The sequence below is a fragment of the Pontibacter indicus genome, assembly GCF_900156345.1.
Classification (GTDB): domain Bacteria; phylum Bacteroidota; class Bacteroidia; order Cytophagales; family Hymenobacteraceae; genus Pontibacter; species Pontibacter indicus.
Genome location: NZ_FTPP01000002.1, coordinates 926,289 through 944,829, shown reverse-complemented (window position 1 = coordinate 944,829; position 18,541 = coordinate 926,289). Strand labels below are relative to the sequence as shown.

The 18,541-nt window shown below is 53.3% G+C and carries 16 protein-coding genes; 10 read left to right on the top strand and 6 right to left on the bottom strand.

Going from position 1 to position 18,541, the window contains the following annotated elements; translation table 11 throughout:
• Nucleotides 1–27: 27 nt before the first annotated feature.
• Both B0B12_RS12970 and B0B12_RS12965 read right to left on the bottom strand, forming a co-directional pair.
• Nucleotides 28–2,982 carry a glycosyltransferase family 117 protein gene (locus tag B0B12_RS12970; protein WP_076669433.1) on the bottom strand — a complete coding sequence of 985 codons (2,955 nt, stop codon included), beginning with the start codon at nucleotides 2,980–2,982 and terminating at the stop codon, nucleotides 28–30.
• Nucleotides 2,983–3,110: 128 nt separating this feature from the next.
• The gene (locus tag B0B12_RS12965; protein ID WP_076669431.1) at nucleotides 3,111–3,683 is read right to left on the bottom strand and encodes a T9SS type A sorting domain-containing protein; all 573 of its coding nucleotides are present in this window, start codon (nucleotides 3,681–3,683) and stop codon (nucleotides 3,111–3,113) included.
• A gap of 790 nt (nucleotides 3,684–4,473) precedes the next feature.
• Here B0B12_RS12965 and B0B12_RS12960 point away from each other — a divergent pair.
• Nucleotides 4,474–5,067: a YceI family protein gene (locus tag B0B12_RS12960; RefSeq protein ID WP_076669429.1), complete on the top strand. Its 594-nt coding sequence runs from the start codon at nucleotides 4,474–4,476 to the stop codon at nucleotides 5,065–5,067.
• Here B0B12_RS12960 and B0B12_RS12955 read toward each other — a convergent pair.
• Complete coding sequence (locus B0B12_RS12955; RefSeq protein ID WP_076669427.1) at nucleotides 5,060–5,809, bottom strand: biotin--[acetyl-CoA-carboxylase] ligase; 750 nt, start codon at nucleotides 5,807–5,809, stop codon at nucleotides 5,060–5,062. The two genes, B0B12_RS12960 and B0B12_RS12955, sit on opposite strands and share 8 nt — an antisense overlap.
• A gap of 49 nt (nucleotides 5,810–5,858) precedes the next feature.
• Here B0B12_RS12955 and rsfS point away from each other — a divergent pair, with 49 nt between their 5' ends.
• The 5 genes from rsfS to B0B12_RS12930 all read left to right on the top strand — a co-directional run bounded on the left by rsfS (nucleotide 5,859) and on the right by B0B12_RS12930 (nucleotide 10,683).
• Complete coding sequence (gene rsfS, locus B0B12_RS12950) at nucleotides 5,859–6,233, top strand: ribosome silencing factor (RefSeq protein WP_076669425.1); 375 nt, start codon at nucleotides 5,859–5,861, stop codon at nucleotides 6,231–6,233.
• A 71-nt stretch (nucleotides 6,234–6,304) separates the two neighbouring features.
• Complete coding sequence (ftsH, locus tag B0B12_RS12945; protein WP_076669424.1) at nucleotides 6,305–8,437, top strand: ATP-dependent zinc metalloprotease FtsH; 2,133 nt, start codon at nucleotides 6,305–6,307, stop codon at nucleotides 8,435–8,437.
• Between the two features lie 12 nt (nucleotides 8,438–8,449).
• Nucleotides 8,450–9,100, top strand: a complete 651-nt coding sequence (locus B0B12_RS12940; protein ID WP_076669422.1) for a LutC/YkgG family protein — start codon at nucleotides 8,450–8,452, stop codon at nucleotides 9,098–9,100.
• The gene (locus B0B12_RS12935) at nucleotides 9,084–9,854 is read left to right on the top strand and encodes a UDP-2,3-diacylglucosamine diphosphatase (protein ID WP_076669420.1); all 771 of its coding nucleotides are present in this window, start codon (nucleotides 9,084–9,086) and stop codon (nucleotides 9,852–9,854) included. The genes B0B12_RS12940 and B0B12_RS12935 overlap by 17 nt, the downstream gene beginning before the upstream one ends.
• Nucleotides 9,817–10,683 carry a hypothetical protein gene (locus tag B0B12_RS12930; protein ID WP_244554703.1) on the top strand — a complete coding sequence of 289 codons (867 nt, stop codon included), beginning with the start codon at nucleotides 9,817–9,819 and terminating at the stop codon, nucleotides 10,681–10,683. The genes B0B12_RS12935 and B0B12_RS12930 overlap by 38 nt, the downstream gene beginning before the upstream one ends.
• On the opposite strand, the gene B0B12_RS12925 is transcribed toward B0B12_RS12930, so the two are convergent.
• Both B0B12_RS12925 and B0B12_RS12920 read right to left on the bottom strand, forming a co-directional pair.
• On the bottom strand, nucleotides 10,680–11,009 hold the full coding sequence (locus B0B12_RS12925) for a DMT family transporter (protein ID WP_076669417.1): 330 nt from the start codon (nucleotides 11,007–11,009) through the stop codon (nucleotides 10,680–10,682). The genes B0B12_RS12930 and B0B12_RS12925 overlap by 4 nt on opposite strands.
• 81 nt (nucleotides 11,010–11,090) lie before the next feature.
• Nucleotides 11,091–11,969 (bottom strand): GNAT family N-acetyltransferase, encoded by an 879-nt coding sequence (locus tag B0B12_RS12920; protein ID WP_076669416.1) that lies wholly within the window; start codon nucleotides 11,967–11,969, stop codon nucleotides 11,091–11,093.
• Between the two features lie 156 nt (nucleotides 11,970–12,125).
• Here B0B12_RS12920 and B0B12_RS12915 point away from each other — a divergent pair, with 156 nt between their 5' ends.
• Nucleotides 12,126–13,289 (top strand): zinc-dependent alcohol dehydrogenase, encoded by a 1,164-nt coding sequence (locus B0B12_RS12915; RefSeq protein ID WP_076669414.1) that lies wholly within the window; start codon nucleotides 12,126–12,128, stop codon nucleotides 13,287–13,289.
• A 114-nt stretch (nucleotides 13,290–13,403) separates the two neighbouring features.
• On the opposite strand, the gene B0B12_RS12910 is transcribed toward B0B12_RS12915, so the two are convergent.
• Nucleotides 13,404–14,825: a lipopolysaccharide biosynthesis protein gene (locus tag B0B12_RS12910; RefSeq protein WP_076669412.1), complete on the bottom strand. Its 1,422-nt coding sequence runs from the start codon at nucleotides 14,823–14,825 to the stop codon at nucleotides 13,404–13,406.
• Between the two features lie 363 nt (nucleotides 14,826–15,188).
• On the opposite strand from B0B12_RS12910, the gene B0B12_RS12905 reads away from it, so the two are divergent.
• From B0B12_RS12905 to B0B12_RS12895, 3 genes are all read left to right on the top strand, one after another.
• A complete protein-coding gene (locus tag B0B12_RS12905) occupies nucleotides 15,189–16,775 on the top strand; it encodes a regulatory iron-sulfur-containing complex subunit RicT (RefSeq protein ID WP_244554702.1) in 1,587 nt (528 codons plus the stop codon).
• Nucleotides 16,768–17,244 carry a gliding motility lipoprotein GldH gene (locus B0B12_RS12900; protein WP_076669409.1) on the top strand — a complete coding sequence of 159 codons (477 nt, stop codon included), beginning with the start codon at nucleotides 16,768–16,770 and terminating at the stop codon, nucleotides 17,242–17,244. Before B0B12_RS12905 ends, B0B12_RS12900 begins: the two co-directional genes overlap by 8 nt.
• Before the next feature lie 308 nt (nucleotides 17,245–17,552).
• Complete coding sequence (locus B0B12_RS12895; protein ID WP_244554700.1) at nucleotides 17,553–18,530, top strand: endonuclease/exonuclease/phosphatase family protein; 978 nt, start codon at nucleotides 17,553–17,555, stop codon at nucleotides 18,528–18,530.
• The last annotated feature ends 11 nt before the right edge of the window (nucleotides 18,531–18,541 follow it).

Genomic DNA, 18,541 nt, shown 5'->3' with positions numbered 1-18,541 from the left:
TTTGTACTGTTTAACTCTCTATTTTGTTTAACGCCGCATGCGCTGCAGATATTGCACAAACACATCCTGCAGTTCTTTTGCCTTTTGCTCCTCGCCGATGGCCTGCGCCTCGCCTATGAGCTGCTGCATGATAAACAGGTTCGTCTGTATTTCCATGTCAAACAGGGCGCCTTTCGCAAGGTAGTACTCCACAGATTCGCGTGAGCTCTTCGCCATGTCTTCCCACAGGCTCTTGGCGCGCTCCTCTTCACCGAGATCGGCAAATAACGAGATGAACTGTGGCGTGTAATAGTCGTACGGCACCGTGCTTGGCGGCAGTTGCTCAAAGCAGTGGTCCACAATTTCCTTGGCGCGGGCGTTATCGCCACTCATCAGGTACTCAGCAGCCAGTTTGCCAAACTTGTCGCGGGCGTTTGCGGCAAAGCGGAAGTAGTTCTCGTCGTAGAAAATGCTCGGATCGTTGAAGTTGCGGAAGCTGAAGTTCATCATGTTCTTGTACATCAGCTCCTTGTTCAGGAAGCCCGGCGCCTCTTCACTGCTCACCTTAACCGGCACTACGCGGTAGGCAAGCCCCTCGAGCTGGAAGTACTCCGACAGCCCCATAAAGTCGGCACTGTTCACCGTGGTAGAAAAGTAAACCGGACGGTCCCACTCGTTGGTAGCCAGCAGGTCGAGTATGATCAGGTGCTTTTTCTCGAGCAGGCCTTTGTTAATCGTCCACTGCATGCGGTCTGTGATTTGGTCCTGGAAGTCTTTGGCAACGAAGCCTTCCTGGGCAACTTTGCTTTGGTCTACATCGAGGAAGAAGTTCTTGGTTGGGAAGCTCAGCAGGGTGGTACCGCTGCCCGCCTGTACTTGTAGCGCAGGGTGGTTCTGACGCACCAGGCTCACAAATTGCTTCAGGTCTATACCTGCCGCCACCTGCTGACGCTCTACGTACGGCAGGTAGTCGTTGGTGCCCTGGCGGTAGTTCTCGTTCTCGAGCGTGAGCGGCCACGGCTCTGACTTGTAGGCCTGGCGCTTCATCTGGTCGATGTACCAGTCGGTGTTCAGGTAGCTGAGCACGGCCACGCGCACGTCGGTGCGGTAACCCTCCACTTCCTGCGCATACCACAGCGGGAACGTGTCGTTGTCGCCGTTGGTGAACAGGATGCCGTTTGGCGCTACTGAGTCGAGCAGGTTCTTGGCAGAGTCTACAGAGTGGTAGCGGTTGGAGCGATCGTGGTCGTCCCAGCCCTCGGCGGCCAGTATACCTGGCACGGCCAGACCAATAACGGTGGCAATAGCGCCGCTCGTCGAAACGTTACGGAGGCCACGGTTCAGCAGCTCGGCTATACCCAGCACGCCCAGACCAATCCAGATCGAGAAGGCATAGAACGAACCGGCAAAGGTATAGTCACGCTCGCGCGGCTCAATCGGCGGCTGGTTCAGGTAAAGGGCAATGGCTATACCTGTAAAGAAGAAAAGCAGGCCCACAACAAAGGCATCGCGCTCGTTCTTACGAATCTGGTAAATCAGGCCAATGATACCGAAAACAAGTGGCAGCAGATAGAAGGTGTTACGCGCCTTGCTGTTCACCACACGATCCGGCACGCCGTCGGTTGGCTTGCCGAACCACAGCACGCCCGACTGCTGCACGTCGCTCTCGCGGCCCACAAAGTTCCAGAGGAAATAGCGCCAGTACATGTGGCCCAACTGATAACGGAACAGGAAGCTCAGGTTTTGCCCAAAGGTTGGGGCCTGCCCGTCGCGTAGGTCTACCCATTTTTTATACTCCTGCAGGTGCTGCGGATTGTCGCTGTAAATGCGCGGCAGAATGGTTTTGTCCTTGCTGTCGTAAATCGTTTCGAGCTTACGACCAGCCATCACGTATTTGTCTTTGCCCTTCACGTAACGTGGCGCACCTTCTTCCTGCGCAACAGGTTGTGCGTTGTACTGCGGACCATAAAGCAACGGACGGTCGCCATACTGCTCGCGCTTCAGGTACGACACAAAGCTCAGAATATCGTCCGGCGCATTCTCGTCGATTGTTGGGTTGTAAGACGAACGGATCGGGATGATCATGTAAGACGAGTAGCCGATCAGGATGAAGGAGAAGCACAGGATGGCCGTGTTCAGCACCCGGATGTTATGCTTGATGGAGTAGCGTATACCGTAGATGATAGCCGCCACCAACAGGATCACAAAGAAAATGATGCCCGAGCCGAACGGCATACCTAGTGAGTTAACGAAGAACACCTCCACGTTGCCGGCCAGCGATGGCAGGCCAGGTATAATGCCCCACAGAATGGCCATCACGATCACGGCACTGATCAGAAACGCGATAAGACCGCCTTTCCAGCTTGGCTTGTAGAGTCGGAAGTAATAGATGAAAGCCAGCGCAGGTATAGCCACCAGGTTCAGCAAGTGCGCTCCGATCGAAAGGCCGATGAGGTAGGCGATCAGGATGAGCCATTTGTCCGACAGCGACTCGCCCACTTTAGACTCCCAGCGCAGCATGGCCCAGAATACGATGGCCGTAAAGAAAGACGACATGGCGTATACCTCTGCCTCTACTGCTGAGAACCAGGCTGAGTCGGTGAAGGTATAGGCGAGCGCACCCACGGCGCCGGCTCCCATGATCAGTACGGTCTGTCCTTTGGTAGGCGCCACTCCCTCCTCCTTCACCAGTAGGCGGCGCGAGAGGATGGTAATGGACCAGAACAGGAACAGCACGGTAAAGGAGCTACAAAGTGCAGAGAGGAAGTTCACCCACCAGGCCACCTGGGTCGGGTCGCTGGCGAACATAGAGAACATGCGGCCCACTAAAAGGTAAAAGGGCGCCCCCGGAGGGTGCGGCACCAGGAGCTTGTAAGAGCAGGCAATGAATTCGCCCGCGTCCCAGAAACTGGCAGTAGGTTCCAGCGTCAGTACATACACGGCGGTCGCGATCAAAAACACGAGCCAGCCTACGAGGTTGTTTATCTTGCGATAATCCGTCATAGCAATTTACAAATATTCAGCGTCGAAAATACTAAATAAATCGGTGCCTGCGCACCTTTGGCGAGTTGGTCATAAAAAAAAGCCAGTCTCTCAACTGGCTTTTGCTATTGTAACAGGTATAGCTCCTTCTATTTCTGGAGGATCAAACGCTTCGTTTCCACGGTCTTATCATTCACCAGCAGGCTATAGAAGTACACTCCGGCCGGATATCCTGTCATGTCGAGCACAAACACGTTGGAGTGCGTTACTGGCAGCTCGTGCGTCTCCATCACCTTGCCAATCGTGTTCGAAATCTTCAGCTTGTAGTTTTCTGCCATCCCCACCTGCGACAGCGACACACGCGTAATGCCGCGCGAAGGGTTCGGGTAGGCATTGATCGAAGGAGTCTGGCGCTCTGGCGCCGGCGCAAAGGCCATGTAGGAGTTAATCACGAACTGAGATGAACCGGCGTAGGCCGTCTCGGTCAGGTATAGGCTTTTGTTTTTGGTGTAGTTCTTAACCCAGGAAGCAGTACGGGCATTCTCAGCGTGCACGTTCGCCTCGGCTTTCTTTTCCGGCACGACTTTCCAGGCAGAGCTGCCTCCTGCATTCACAGGCAGAACGCCATCCTCCTTTATGCGCCCATCGGCTGTTATACTGTACGCTGCCAGCTGCGAAACCGCCAAGACAGCCGTTAATATCATTTTTGTAAAAGTTCTCATATATCACACCTCGCTTTTCTAAAGGTCCTACCACGAGCTGGCAGGCAGTTCAAAGATATAGCAAAATATACTAAATAGAAAAAATCTAATTAAAAATACAGGTTACTAAAGAAATAGCAATACCCGGCTTTTTGCTGTTTTGGCTATACCCTGACGTAATCAACAATCATGCCTTTCAGCATCGTTTTCATCTCCATGACCCTGTACCTATACCTGAGGTTGCATTGTTGCCGGCCAGATTTTACACCCTAAACCCTGTGTTACCACGAGCAAAATTGTATTCAGCCCCATCCTTTACAACATTTATACCTGCACCCAATATTCGTATTATACTATACATCAAAATATTTCTTTATCACTGCCAACTTCTGCACCCGTCTTCCAAAACCAATCCACACCCATCCTAACACTACCCACAACACATCTATAAAGATAAAAAGAAACTGATTGAACTATAGCGCCATATATAGAAAATGTGCAACTCAAGCAAAAGCAACCCGTTACATCAAAAACACGCTATGCATTGGACTAATTCTTTTGCCTAGCAGTGTGAACAGCGTTCAATATTTTTTAAAAAATAGTTTGAAGCACCAACTCTTTTGCTCCAGGTCAGCGACCTATACCTGGAACTTGGGAAGGAAAAATAAAAAATGGGCTGCGATGGAAAATGATGACCAGCGAAAATAATGCGCAGTGAGCGGTTATTTTTAGTGAACGGGCTCAACTATCTCTGCTCAGATTAGTTAAATAAATTAGAAGGAAAGCTAACCGAAGAGAAGGCGAGGCATGTATGAAAAAGCTACTCCTATTCGTGTGCACCCTGTGCTGGCTACTCCCGCCCGCACAAGCCCAAACAGGCACCTACAAGGGTATCGGCACCATCGTGTTTGAGGCCGGCGCACCGCTCAGCCTGATTAAAGGTACCTCTGAGTCTGCTAACGGATTGATCAACCTGGAGACGGGAAAGTTCAGCTTCGATGTCCCCATTACCTCTTTTCAGTTCCTGAACTCGCTCATGCAGGAGCGCTTCAATGACAAATACATGAAGAGCAGCCGCTACCACAAGGCAACTTTTGTCGGCCGCATTATTGATAAAGGACCGGTTTCAGCGAAGGGCGAGGCAAAAGTAACTGCCGCAGGCATATTGACCATCCACGGCGTGGCCAGGAAACGAACAATTGAAGGCACGCTTGTGCAGAAAGGAAACAACTGGCAATTGATCACAGCCTTTCCGGTCGAACTATCCGACCACCACATCCAGGCGCCCCGTTTAAGCTCAGGCTATGGCGCCAGCACCATGAACGTCTCGCTCAGGATGCCGCTTTCGCCCACCGACCCCGATCCGCAGCAGATTGTGGCCGTGAAGAAGTTTGGCTTCAGATAAGGTAGGCGATTTCCTTGAAGCCAAAGTAGCGCAACTCGCCCTCCACTTCCAGAGCTAGCCTGCCGTCCTCATCCACCCCCATAATCTGCCCCTGCACTACCTCCGAACCGATCCGGTACCCGTGCTTTTCCTGGTAGCGGTACAGGGCCTGCAGGTATTCGTACTTCAACTTATCAATTTTGCCGCTGCGCAGCTCCAGGTAGCGTTTTTCGAGCAATTCAAGCAGCCGGTTCACCAATCTTTTCACGTCGAGTTGCGTACCTATCTCGGCTGCCAGCGAAGTGGCCGTGCCGATTCCGAAATGAAGCTGATTTACGTTTAAACCAATCCCCACGATACTGTGTTGTATGGATTGACCCGTAACTGTGTTCTCAATCAGAATCCCGCCAAGCTTCCTGTCCTCGAAATAAAGGTCGTTGGGCCATTTGACACGGGCCTGTTCCAACCCCTGTTCGCGCAGCAGGTCGAGCACCGCCAGCGATACGGCCATGTTGAGGTAAAACTGGTGCCTGACAGCTAGGAAAACAGGTGACAGAATTACAGAAAGTGTGATATTTTTGCCGGGAGCCGCCTCCCAGGAGTTGCCTCGCTGGCCACGGCCATGCGTCTGCTCGTCGGTAAGCACCACACAACCCTCTGTGGCTTCATTTTTGAGGAGTAGCTGCTGGGCCTCCGAGTTGGTGGAAGCACAAACCGGCAGAAAAAACAGCTGCTGCCCCATAAACAGCGTATTAGGCACCATAAATTGAACAGAATTTAGTACTTTTGTAAATCAAATTTAAGTAGTACAAATGAAAGAAACCAAGGCTGAGGCCAATTCAGACATATTGGCAGAGCTTGTAGTAAAAGGCATGCAGGAAAAGAAAGCGAATGATATCGTCGTTCTTAACCTGAAATCACTTAAAAATGCCGTGTCTGATTACTTTGTAATCGCATCTGCATCATCCGACACACAGCTCGACGCCATCGCGTCGTCCATCGAAGAAGAGATATTCAAAGCCACACGCCAGAACCCGTGGCAAAGCGAGGGCCGCACCAACAAAGAGTGGGTCCTGCTGGATTACGTGGATGTGGTAGCACACGTGTTCCTGAAAGACAAACGCGAATTTTACGCGCTTGAAGAACTTTGGGGCGACGCAGGCATCCGCCGCATAGAAGATGCCTAATCCTAACAGAGGCACCCCAAAACAAAAGAGGGTGGCCCTCTGTATTTCATTTATCCTGAAACAACATATTCATGGCTGAAAAAAATAATAAAGGGAATAACAAGAAGAAAAAGCCGATGATACCTCAGACGCCCCCACGGCCGACGATGCAGCTGTGGATGCTGGCGGTACTCATCCTGCTTATTTTCGGACTAACCTGGCTCAACAAGAGCAATGCTTCTGTAGAAACCACCCAGCAGAACTTTGAGGAGATGCTGCTTAGCAACGATGTGAAGAAACTCACCATCGTGAACGGCAAAATCGTGGAGGTATACCTGAAGGAAGATGCGCTGAAGAATGAAAAATACAGCCGCGAGCTTTCAGGCCGTAGCACCTTGGGCACGACCGACCCAGGACCGCATTACCACTTCTCCATCATCACGGCCGAGTCCTTCAAAGAGGACTACGAAAAGCTGCAGGCGAACATCCCGCGCGAAAACCGCGTGCCGTTTACCATCGAGACACGCACCGGCTTCGCTGACTTCTTCTTCCAGTGGGGCTTCCTGATCCTGCTGCTGTTTGGTTTCTGGTTCCTGATGCGCCGCGTAACAGCGGGTGGCGCAGGCGGTCAAATCTTCAACATCGGCAAATCGAAGGCGGCTCTGTTTGACGCTGAGAACAAGGTCAAGATCACGTTCAAGGATGTGGCAGGCCTGGAAGAGGCGAAAGAAGAGATCCAGGAGATTGTGGAGTTCCTCAAGAACCCGAGCAAATTCACTATTCTGGGTGGTAAGATCCCGAAAGGCGCCCTGCTGGTAGGCCCTCCAGGTACCGGTAAAACCTTGCTGGCCAAAGCAGTGGCTGGTGAAGCCGACGTGCCATTCTTCTCGCTGTCAGGTTCTGACTTTGTGGAGATGTTCGTAGGTGTGGGTGCCGCCCGTGTGCGTGACCTGTTTAAGCAGGCCAAAGCCAAAGCGCCTTGTATCATCTTCATCGACGAGATTGACGCCATTGGTCGTCACCGTAGCCGTGGCGCTACGCCTGGTGGTAACGACGAACGCGAGAACACGCTGAACTCCCTGCTGGTAGAGATGGACGGTTTCGCCACTGACTCCGGCGTGATCATCCTGGCGGCGACCAACCGCCCTGACACACTCGACTCTGCCCTGCTTCGTCCGGGCCGCTTTGACCGTCAGATCAGCATCGACAAGCCAGACATCAACGGCCGTACCGAGATATTCGACGTGCACCTGAAGCCGCTTACCCTGGCTCCTGATGTGGATGCCCGCAAGCTGGCTGCTCAGACACCTGGTTTTGCTGGCGCCGAGATCGCCAACGTGTGTAACGAGGCCGCCCTGATCGCCGCCCGCCGCAACAAAAAGGCAGTAGACCAAACCGACTTCAACGATGCCATCGACCGTGTAATCGGTGGTCTGGAGAAAAAGAACAAGATCATCTCTCCGGAGGAGAAAAAGATCGTGGCTTACCACGAAGCGGGTCACGCGATTGCAGGCTGGTTCCTGGAGCACGCCGATCCGTTGGTGAAAGTGAGTATTGTGCCACGTGGTGTTGCCGCGCTGGGATACGCACAGTACTTGCCGAAAGAGCAGTTCCTGTATACCACCGAGCAGCTGATTGACGAGATGTGCATGGCCCTGGGTGGACGTGCCGCTGAAGAGCTCGTGTTTGGCAAGATTTCGACAGGCGCCCTGAGCGACCTGGAGCGTATTACCAAAATGGCCTATAGCATCGTGACGATGTATGGCATGAACCCGAAGATTGGCAACGTGTCCTTCTACGACTCGAAGCAGTCGGATATGACTTTCAACAAGCCATACTCTGAAGCCACTGCCGAGACCATAGACGAGGAAGTGCGCACCCTCATCAGTGCTGCTTACAATCGTACCAAAGCCTTGCTGACTGACAAAGCAAGAGAGCTGGAGATTGTAGCGCAGGAATTGCTGCAGAAAGAGATTCTTTTCCAGAGCGATCTGGAGCGACTAGTTGGCAAACGTCCTTTTGATGCGCTGACGACTTACCAGGCTCACACCGCCGGTACGGACCGCAGCAAAACTAAAAGCGAAGTAAACCAGGAGCAGCATCCGGTAGAGGTTGGACAGACGAAGCATCCGGAGCAAAATGGCCAGGGCAGTGTGCCGGGCACACCTTTGCAGAACGATGCCCCTGCCGACCCGAACGACACCATTAACAGCAGAACTGCTTGATAAACCCCGAGCATGTACGAAGCAAAATCGAAAGAAATTGTATTGAGAAGAGTTAGAGAGGCGCTGGCTAAGTCAGCGCCTTTTCTGCCTCCCACCCCTGACTTCAGCTCGCCTCTGCACCCTCCCATAGCCGAAGACCAATCCATTGCCTTTGCGCAGGCCTTTATCGCCAACAGCGGACTGTTTGTGTACTGCGATGACGAGGAGGATTTCTTCGACCAGCTTTTCAACCTGAAAAGAGAGCAGCAGATCGAGTACCTGCACGTCTGGGAGCCCAATCTACAAAACATCCTTTACCAGGCAGGTATAGACTTCACCTCCACCGAAGAGGATTTTATTCAGAAAGCACAGGCCAGCCTCACTACCTGCGAAGCGCTCGTGGCACGCACCGGCAGCATTCTGGTGAGTTCGGGCAATGCCGGCGGTCGCCGCCTGAGCATCTACCCGGAAACGCACATGGTCGTGGCCAAGGCCAGTCAACTGGTGCCCGACATCAAAGACGGTCTGCAAAAGTTGCGCGACAAGTATAGGGAGAACTTCCCCTCCATGGTATCGCTGGTGAGTGGCCCGAGCCGCACGGCCGATATCGAAAAAACATTGGTAATGGGTGCTCACGGCCCCAAAAAGCTTGTACTTTTCCTCATTGATGACCTTCCGCATTGACCAACTGGCTCCCGGCCAGAAAGTATATTTCGCCTCCGACTTTCACCTGGGTGTACCCGACGCCGAAAGCAGCCGTGCCCGCGAGAAAAAAATCGTGCGCTGGCTCGACAGTGTAAAGCACGACGCAGCCGCCATCCTGCTGCTGGGCGACATATTCGATTTCTGGTTCGAGTACCAGCACGCTATACCAAAGGGCTTCATCAGGCTACAGGGCAAGCTGGCCGAACTGACCGACGCAGGTATACCGGTCCTTTTTTTCACGGGGAACCACGACATGTGGATGTTCGACTACTTTCCGGAGGAACTCAACATCCCCATCATCCGGGAGCCTATTTCCACGAACTTTGGTGGTCACAAATTCTACATCGGGCACGGCGACGGTCTTGGTCCGGGCGACCATACCTACAAAATGCTCAAGAAGGTGTTCAATAACAAGGCCTGTCAGTGGCTATTTGGCTGGCTGCACCCCAACGCAGGTATAGGCATTGCCAACAAATGGTCACGCAGAAGTCGCATCAGCAACACGAAGCACGACGAGAAGTTTTTTGGAGAAGATGAATGGCTGGTGCAATATTGCAAGGAAGTGGAAAACGAGCAACACCACGATTTCTACGTGTTTGGTCACCGCCACCTGCCGCTAGACATGCCCATCAACGGCAGCAGCAGGTATGTGAACCTTGGAGAATGGGTCAATTTTTGCTCTTATGGCGTATACGATGGCAAAGACCTTAAACTGGATTATTTTGAAAAGTAGGCTATACCTGCGCGCAGTGCTTTACCTGCTGCTAGGAGTACTGGCTATACCTGCCTTCGCCCAGCAACCTGACTCTTCGGTCACGCTTACATTCAGCCACAGCTTTGCCATCTCTTCTCCAACCACAGTATCTGCTGCGCGGAACGGCAACATATTCCTGATGGACCCGGCTCAGAACCTGTTCGTGCTCGACACCACAGGCAAGGCGGTCAATACCTTTTCGCCACCCAGCCGCGGACGCATTTCGGCAGTAGAAGCCTGGAACCCGATGAAAGTTTTCCTCTTTTACGAAGACCGCCAGGAGCTCACCTTGCTCGACCGCTTTATGCGTCCCATTGCCAACACCCGTCTGACAGACCTGGGTTACATGGGCAGTGTGCAGGCCGCTACCTTCACCTCCGACGATAGCTTCTGGCTGTTCAACGAATCGGACTTTACGCTCAGCAAACTCGACCTGCGTTACCAGAAGCCCATCATCGAAACCCCGCTCGACCTTATTCTGGACAAAGCCCGCTTTGATGTGCGCTTCATCCGCGAATACCAGAACATGGTATACCTGCTCGACTACAACGGCGGCATTTACGTGTTCGACAACCTAGGCAACTATAAAAAGAAACTGCCTTTTACGGGCGTTTCCTACATTTCCTTCAAAGGCAACGAGCTGTACTTTGTGAAGGACAACGCGCTGCACTTTTTCGATCTGTACAAACTGCGGGAGCGTACGTTGCCCCTTCCATCAGATAAAAACTACCTCTCTGCCCTGATCAGTCACAACATGCTATACCTGTTCAGCAAAGAACAAGCGGACGTGTACCGCCTGAGCCGCTAGTTGCTTTCGGTAAAGTATTTGAGTCCCACCACGCCGGCCACGATCATCAGCAGGCACAAAATCCGCATCAGGTCCTTGGGCTCGTTCAGGAAAAACATCCCAAGAATGGCCGTACCTGCGGCTCCTATACCTGTCCAGATGGCGTAAGCGGTACCGAGCGGCAGCGTTTTCATGGCCTGGGCCAGCAGGATAAAGCTCAAAATCATGACGGCGACCGTTATGACGCTAATCAAAGGCTTTGAAAAACCTTCACTGTACTTCAGCCCAAAGGCCCATCCGATTTCGCATATACCTGCCAATATCAGGTAAAACCAAGCAGTGTTCATATTTTAGAATTTAAAAGAGCCCGGGAGCCCCGGTAAGCAGAAACTGTTGCAAATTAGGCAGCTTATGGGGAATTGCCATACCTATTGAAGGCGGAGGAGCATTTCGTATTGCGTCAGAAAGTGCCTGACATGAATCCGCTCTAAAAAAGTGGCCAGCCTGGCGTCTGCCTGGTCCACGTTCAGAAACATAAGCGCAGGCGCCTGGCTCTGCTTGATCGCTTCTTTCAGCAGCGCCTTGGCTATACCTTGGTTTCGATTTTCTGGATGCACGGCCAACTGGGCAACAGAGCCTGTGCGTGGAAAGAAAGCCACGTAGCCAATTACTTGTTCCTCTGCATAAGCTTCCAACACCATTTTCTGATCTGGGCTCCTCTTGAAAGCTTCGCTGGAATTCTGCCAGCTTGGACTGCTGCCACAGAAACTGGAGTAGGTTTTCCAGTCTCCTTTGGCCGCCTTCCTGATCTCTACCACCGGTTCGGGCTCCTCAGCAGGAAGGAGCAACTCCCCCACTGGGCTCCGGTAGCAGTCCAGCGACCGCACCTCCTCAAAACCGATGGAACGGTATACCTTAAAGGCAGCCTCATTCCCTTTGATGACCTCCAGCAGACACTGCTCCACGCCACTCTCGCGCAGTTTGGGAAGCAGAAACGTATACAGTTGCTTGGTTAGCTGATTGCCCCGGTGCTCAGGTACAACGCCCGTTCCGGCATTGTAGGCGGTGGGTACACCCTGCCACTCTCCCAGCCCCGTCAAAATAAAACCGACCAGTTGCGAGCCATAAAAGGCGCCCACACAAAAGCTGGGCTCCACGCCCTCGCGTTTGAACTTCATCGCAAATTCCGCCCTGCTTACCTTAATGGGGATAATATAATCGGCGAAGGCGGCCACGAAAGTGTCGTAGAGGGCAGGAACATCATGTTCGCGCAAAAACGAGAAGGTATAGGATGCTTGCGTTTGCATGCAGTATGGTTTTAAGGTAGAAGTACCGGGCACAACAGCAACAGCCTGACCGATACACTCTCTGAAAGAACCTGCCTTTACCGCTTGCCGTTAAACTGAAGTACTGAAAAATACAAAAGCTTATAGAAGCTATTACGAAAACCTAAAAAATAAACTATGAAAGCAGCAGTATTCCACAAAATGAAAGACATCCAGGTGGAGACCATCGACGATCCCAGAATAGAGGACGCGCGCGACTGTATACTCCGGGTTACTTCCACGGCCATTTGCGGCTCCGACCTGCACATCTACAACGGCATGGTGCCCCAGACCCGCGACATGGTGATGGGCCACGAATTTATGGGCATTGTCGAAGAAGTGGGCAGCGGTGTAAAGAACCTGAAGAAGGGCGATCGCGTGGTGGTGCCTTTCCCCATCTCCTGCGGCACCTGCCACTACTGCAACATGCAGCTGCCCACGCACTGCGAAAACTCCAACCCCGACAATTACGGTCCTGAAGGCGAAGTGCCTATGATGAAGGGGGTCGGTGCGGCCCTGTTTGGCTATACCGATATTTACGGCGGTTACAATGGCGGGCAGGCAGAATATGTGCGCGTGCCCTACGCCGACTACGGCCCTCGCAAAATACACGACAACCTGACTGACGAGCAGGTACTATTTTTGACCGACATCTTCCCTACTGGCTGGGCTGCCATCGACTGGGCGCAGCTGAAAGGGGGTGAAACCGTGGTGGTGTGGGGTTGCGGACCAGTAGGCATCATGGCCATGAAGTCGGCCTGGCTGCAGGGCGCCAAGCGCGTGATCGGAGTGGACATACAGCCCTACCGACTGGAAATGGCCCGCAAATCAGCCAACGCAGAAGTCATCAACTATGCTGAGGTAGACGCCGTGCAGGTGATTCGGGATATGACTGGCGGCTACGGCGCCGATGTGTGCGTGGACGCCGTAGGTATGGAGGCTGACCGGACCGTGCTCGAAAAAGCCATGAACGTCGTGCAGGCTGAAAAAGGCACCATGAAGGTACTCGAGAAGTGCATGGACGCTGTTCGTCGCTCGGGCACCGTATCGGTTGTCGGCGTGTACGGGTCCCCTTACGACAACTTCCCGCTGTACAAGTGGTTCGACAAAGGCTTGACGCTGCGCGGCGGACAGGCCTGGGTACACCGCTACATCGATCACCTCATCTCGCTGGTGGAAGGAGGTAAAGTGAAGCTCGACGATATCATTACCCATACCGTGCCACTGTCAGAAGCCTCGCGCATGTACGACATCTTCAACAAGAAAGAGGATAACTGCCTGAAGGTAGTGCTGAAACCATAGGTTAGCTAAAACCGACAAGGAAAACCAGCAGGGGAAAGCCTTCTGCTGGTTTTCTGTTTTAGGCAAGGCTACAGGTATACGTCCTCTTTAGGAAGGTGCAGGTACAGGCGCCGGTTACAACTCAGGTTTTGTCTTGCTCCTATACCTCCAGAGAGCTGCCATACCTGCCACCAGGCTCAGGAATGTAATCGTTGCTTTCTGCCATACCGCTACCTCCCGCAGTTCGTAGGCCAACCCAAGCAGGGCCACCGTTGCCAGCAGCCACCAAATGGCGTGGTAGCGTACCATGGCCAGCTCTTTGTATGTTTTGAGGAAGAAACCCGCATAGCCCATGTACATCAGCGCCGCAAAGGTGGTCCAGGCGGCCATTTGGAAGCCATAAAGCGGCACCAGAATCAGATTAAGGACGATGTTGCCTATACCTGCCACCGTGGAGATGCGCCAGAGTTTGCTTGTTTTTTCATGAAAGGTAAGCAGGTTGATCACGGCCATGTACATCGGCCTGAAGTTATACCCCATCAGAATGACGATGGCCAGTGGATAGGCCTGCTGGAGTTCCTCGTTGCGGATCAGGAAACTGAAGATCTCCTTCATCCATAGGCTGGCGATAAACGTGCCGGCGAAAAAGAGGAGCTGCAAGGTATAGGTGATGTAACGGGCCTGTAGGGCCGCCTCTACACTTTTAGTCTGGGCATAGAGTTGTTTGTAAAGGGGTGTTGCCGCCTGCACTACAGCCAGACTGGCCGACGAAAAGTAGATCCCGAAATTCGATGCCACGTTGTACAAACCGATCTTACCGACGGGCACGCCCACTACATCCAGCACCAGCCGGTCGGACGTGTCGAGCATGAAGAAGGAAAAACCGTGCGGCACGGCGGGCAGCGACACTTTGAGACTGTGCTTGATGCGATACCACTTAAAATTGAAAATCGGCCAGAGCCTTTGCTTCGCGACAACATAGAAACTCACCAGAAAGCCCACCGCCGCCGAAATGGTGCTGGCATAAAACCACCCCATGTAGCCCGTCTTGAGCCCTGCGATAAAGTAGATGGTGAGCGCCACGTTAATACCTCCCATCAAAAAGGAACGCACCGCAACCGGCAAGGGTCGTTGGGTCTGCAAGCAGAATAGCCCCCCAAACAGATCGGTCACTACAAAAAAGAGTATCGGGATAGCGGCAAGCAGCGCGACGGGAAAACGATTCTCGTGCGCATCGGCCGGCACGACCAGGTAGATGATCCCCATGCACAGCAGGCCATACACGAGCGACCAACTGGTCAGAAAGCCATAGAGCTGGCGCCATATCCACTGGAAACGAGTGGGGTGCCGCGCAAAGCTGTTTTCCATCACCACCGTGAAGCCAAGCGACTGCAGCATGATCAGCGCGCTGTAGTAGGCCGTCACGACTCCCGCCACCCCATAATCGATTGGGGTCAGGTGCTGCGTGATCAGCGGCAGGGCCAGCACACCCGCCAGACGAGGCAGCTGGGCCGAAAAACCGTAGATCGCGGCGTGTGACAGGAGTTTCCGAAGCATCCCTTAAAATTAGGGGATAATCCCTTTACGGCCATACCTGGCAGAATGCATTTTCAGAAATCACGTTGTCCAACGCTATTTAAACTCCCGTAAAAGCACTAATTTATGCCTTCGTCTGTTAAAGACCGCGGGCACAAAAGCCGACAAGGATGAGCATGAGCTCAAAAAATTAGTATATTTGTTGATTCAGACAATAAGAAAACAAGAAGCCTCACGGCTATATAGGAGATATAAAAAGTGGGATGTAGTTCATGTTCTAGTGGCGGATGCGGCACCGGCGAAAAACCGGGCGGCTGCAAAAGCAACGGCGGCTGTAGCACCGGAGGCTGCAACCGTTTAAACGTGTTCGACTGGCTCAGCGATATGGAGATTCCAACCGCGTTTGAGGAGTTCGACATCGTAGAAGTAAGATTCAAGGGAGGACGCAAAGACTTCTTCCGCAACATAAACAGACTCGACCTGACGACCGGCGACCCGGTGGTAGTAGACGTTCCCAACGGGCATCACATCGGCACCGTTTCGCTGAAAGGCGAACTCGTGCGCCTGCAGATGCTCAAGAAAAAGGTAGACAACAACGAGGAGATCCGCACCATTTACCGCATCGCCAATGAGCGCGATCTGGAGAAGCTGCGTGAGGTGCAGGAACAGGAAGCGGCCACCATGTACCGCTCCCGCGAGATCATTCAGCAGACGGGCCTGAAGATGAAGCTCTCCGATGTGGAGTTTCAGGCCGACCGATCCAAGGCAACCTTCTACTACTCTGCTGACGACCGCGTTGACTTCCGCGACCTGATCAAAAAGCTGGCCGAGGAGTTCAAGGTGCGCATCGAGATGCGCCAGATCAGTCTGCGCCACGAGGCCGGCCGCTTGGGAGGTATAGGCTCCTGCGGACGCGAGCTCTGCTGCTCTACCTGGCTCACCGATTTCAAGAGTGTGTCCACTACGGCGGCACGCTACCAGAACCTCTCGCTCAACCCGAGCAAGCTGTCGGGGCAGTGCGGTCGCCTCAAGTGCTGCCTCAACTATGAGTTGGAGACGTACATGGAGGCGCTCAAGGACATCCCTACCGTATCGCGGCCGTTGCAGACCAAGCAGGGCGATGCCATGCTGCAGAAGACTGACATCTTTAAAAAGATGATGTGGTTCGGTTACCGTGGCGACAATAACTGGTACCCGGTACCGGTGGAGCGCGTGCACGAGATCCTGAAAATGAACAGCCAGGGTATAGTACCAGAGACCTTGGTAGAGGAGCCTGTGCAGGAAACGAAGCAGAACGAATTTGTAGCGCAGGTAGAGGGAAGCCTCGAGCGACTCGACGACAAGTTTAAGAGCAAGAAAAAGAAGAAAAAGAAGAAAAAATCTGCCACTGCCGAAGGCGCAGAGCAAAAGCAGGACGGTCGCCAGCAAGGCGAAACACGCGAGCCACGCAATCAGCGCAACGAGCAGAAGCAGCGTGAGCCCCGCGAAGGCAGAGAGCAACGCGAACCGCGGGAGCCAAGAGAGCAACGTGAAGGCAGGGAGCCACGCGAAGACCGTGGTCCGCGCGACAATCGTGGTCGCAACCGTGGACCGCGCGATGGAAAACCAGCCGAGCAGGCTGCACAGGCCAGAGCTGCCGCCGAAGGCGCAAGTACTGAGGTACTGGGAACTGAAGGTGGATCTGCCGAACAGGGACAGCGCCCAAAAAGGCAGCGACCGCCACGCAACCGCGGCAACCGCGAAGGACGTGAAAACAGGGAGGACAGACAGCCAAGAGAAGGCGAAAAGCAACCACGTGAGCCACGGCCTGCGCGTGAAGGTGGCGCACCGAGACCGCCGCGCGGGGAAGGCAGACCTGATGCCCAGCCACCGCAAGGCGATGGTACGCAGCAGCCCAGACGCCAGAAATCGCGCAGACCGAACCGTGGCCCGAAACCAAACCAACCAAAATCACCTTCGCCTGATGCGTAACCTGATGCTAACGCTGGCAGCGGCAGGCACCCTGCTGCTGTCGGCCTGCGACCCCTCGCGGGTATATGAGCAGAACGTAGAGCTGCCCGAAAAAAGCTGGACGGTAGACAATGCGCCTGTGTTTGAGTTCGCCATTACGGATACTACCAAGCGGTACAACGTGTACTTCAATGTGCGCTACTCGCTGGCTTACGACTACTACAACCTATACCTGCAGCATCGCCTCACAGCTCCGGACAGCAGCCTGGTGTCGTCAACGCTGACCGAACTGCACCTGATGGATGCCAAAACAGGCAAGCCCGAAGGAAAAGGCTCAAGCGACATTTACGACATGCAGTCGCTTGCGCTGAAGGAGATTGCCTTTCCGCAGGTGGGCACCTATCGCCTGCAGCTGACGCAGTACATGCGCCGCGACCCGCTTCCGAATATTCTGTCGGTGGGGGTGCGTGTGGAAGAGGCCGGCAATTAGGTCCGAACACATTTATCACAAAAACGGCCGAAGCTATACCTAGCTTCGGCCGTTTTCTTTTATGCGCTATACTTTACAGTAAGTGCTTCATCTTCGGAAAAGAAACCGCTGACTCTTACAACAAAAAATTGCTGTAGAAGGTATGCTGTATATCCTAAGTCCTATACCTATTTGCTTGCATTAATATGAAGCTCACCCTCCAGATAGCCGGATTCGTTCTGACGCTATTTTCTTTCCTCCCCCTTATAAAGTCTCCCCTTTGGTGGATCAGGGTACTTGACTTCCCTCGCCTACATGTAGCCATACTTTTGACAGCTACACTGGTAGCCTATACCGTGCTTTATGGTGTGACAGGCGGCGCAGGCGAGATCGCGATGCTCGTACTCTGGCTGCTGGCTATTGTGAACGAACTGCGCTATGTATATTATTTTACGCCGCTTGCAGGGGTAGAGGCCCTGCGCACAGAAGTAGAGACACCGGCTAACTGTATTACGCTGATGGTGTCGAACGTGCGCATGACCAACAAAAAGTATGATAAGTTTTTGCAGCTCGTTCTGCGCACCGACCCAGACATTGTGCTCATCAACGAACCTGACCGGGCCTGGCACGAGCACCTGAAACCTGAGCTGGACAAGCGATTTCCTTACGCCATTGAAAAACCGCTGGAGAACACCTACGGCATGCTGCTCTACAGCAAGTTCAAACTCCTGGACAGTGAAATTCGCTTTATGGTGGAAGATGATATTCCCTCGTTCTTCACGGTGGTGGAGCTTCCGAGCGGCCTTCAGTTTGATTTGTACACCGTGCATCCGCAGCCACCCCGACTCATGCAAAACACCGAAACCCGCGAGGCGGAACTCCTGATAGCGGCAAAGGTGGTCAAGAAATCACCGCACCCCTCCATTGTAGCCGGCGACCTGAACGATGTGGCCTGGTCAAGCACCACCAAGTTGTTTAAGCAGATAAGCGGCATGCTGGACCCACGGGTAGGGCGCGGCTTCTACAACACCTACAATGCCTACATCCCACTCTTCCGCTACCCCCTGGATCACATTTTTTACGATCCCTCGTTCCGGCTGGTGCACATGGAGCGATTGCCCAAGTTCGGTTCCGATCACTTCCCGATCCTGATCACGCTCAACTACGAGCCGAGGAACCAGGAAGAGCAGCAGCCTCCCAAAGCCGATGCAGAAGACCACGAAGAGGCCAATGAACTGATACAGGAAGGCCTGGAAAAAGGCGAGGAGCTCAACGGTGAGAAAAAGAAAGAAAACGGTCTGAAATAAAAAACCCGCTC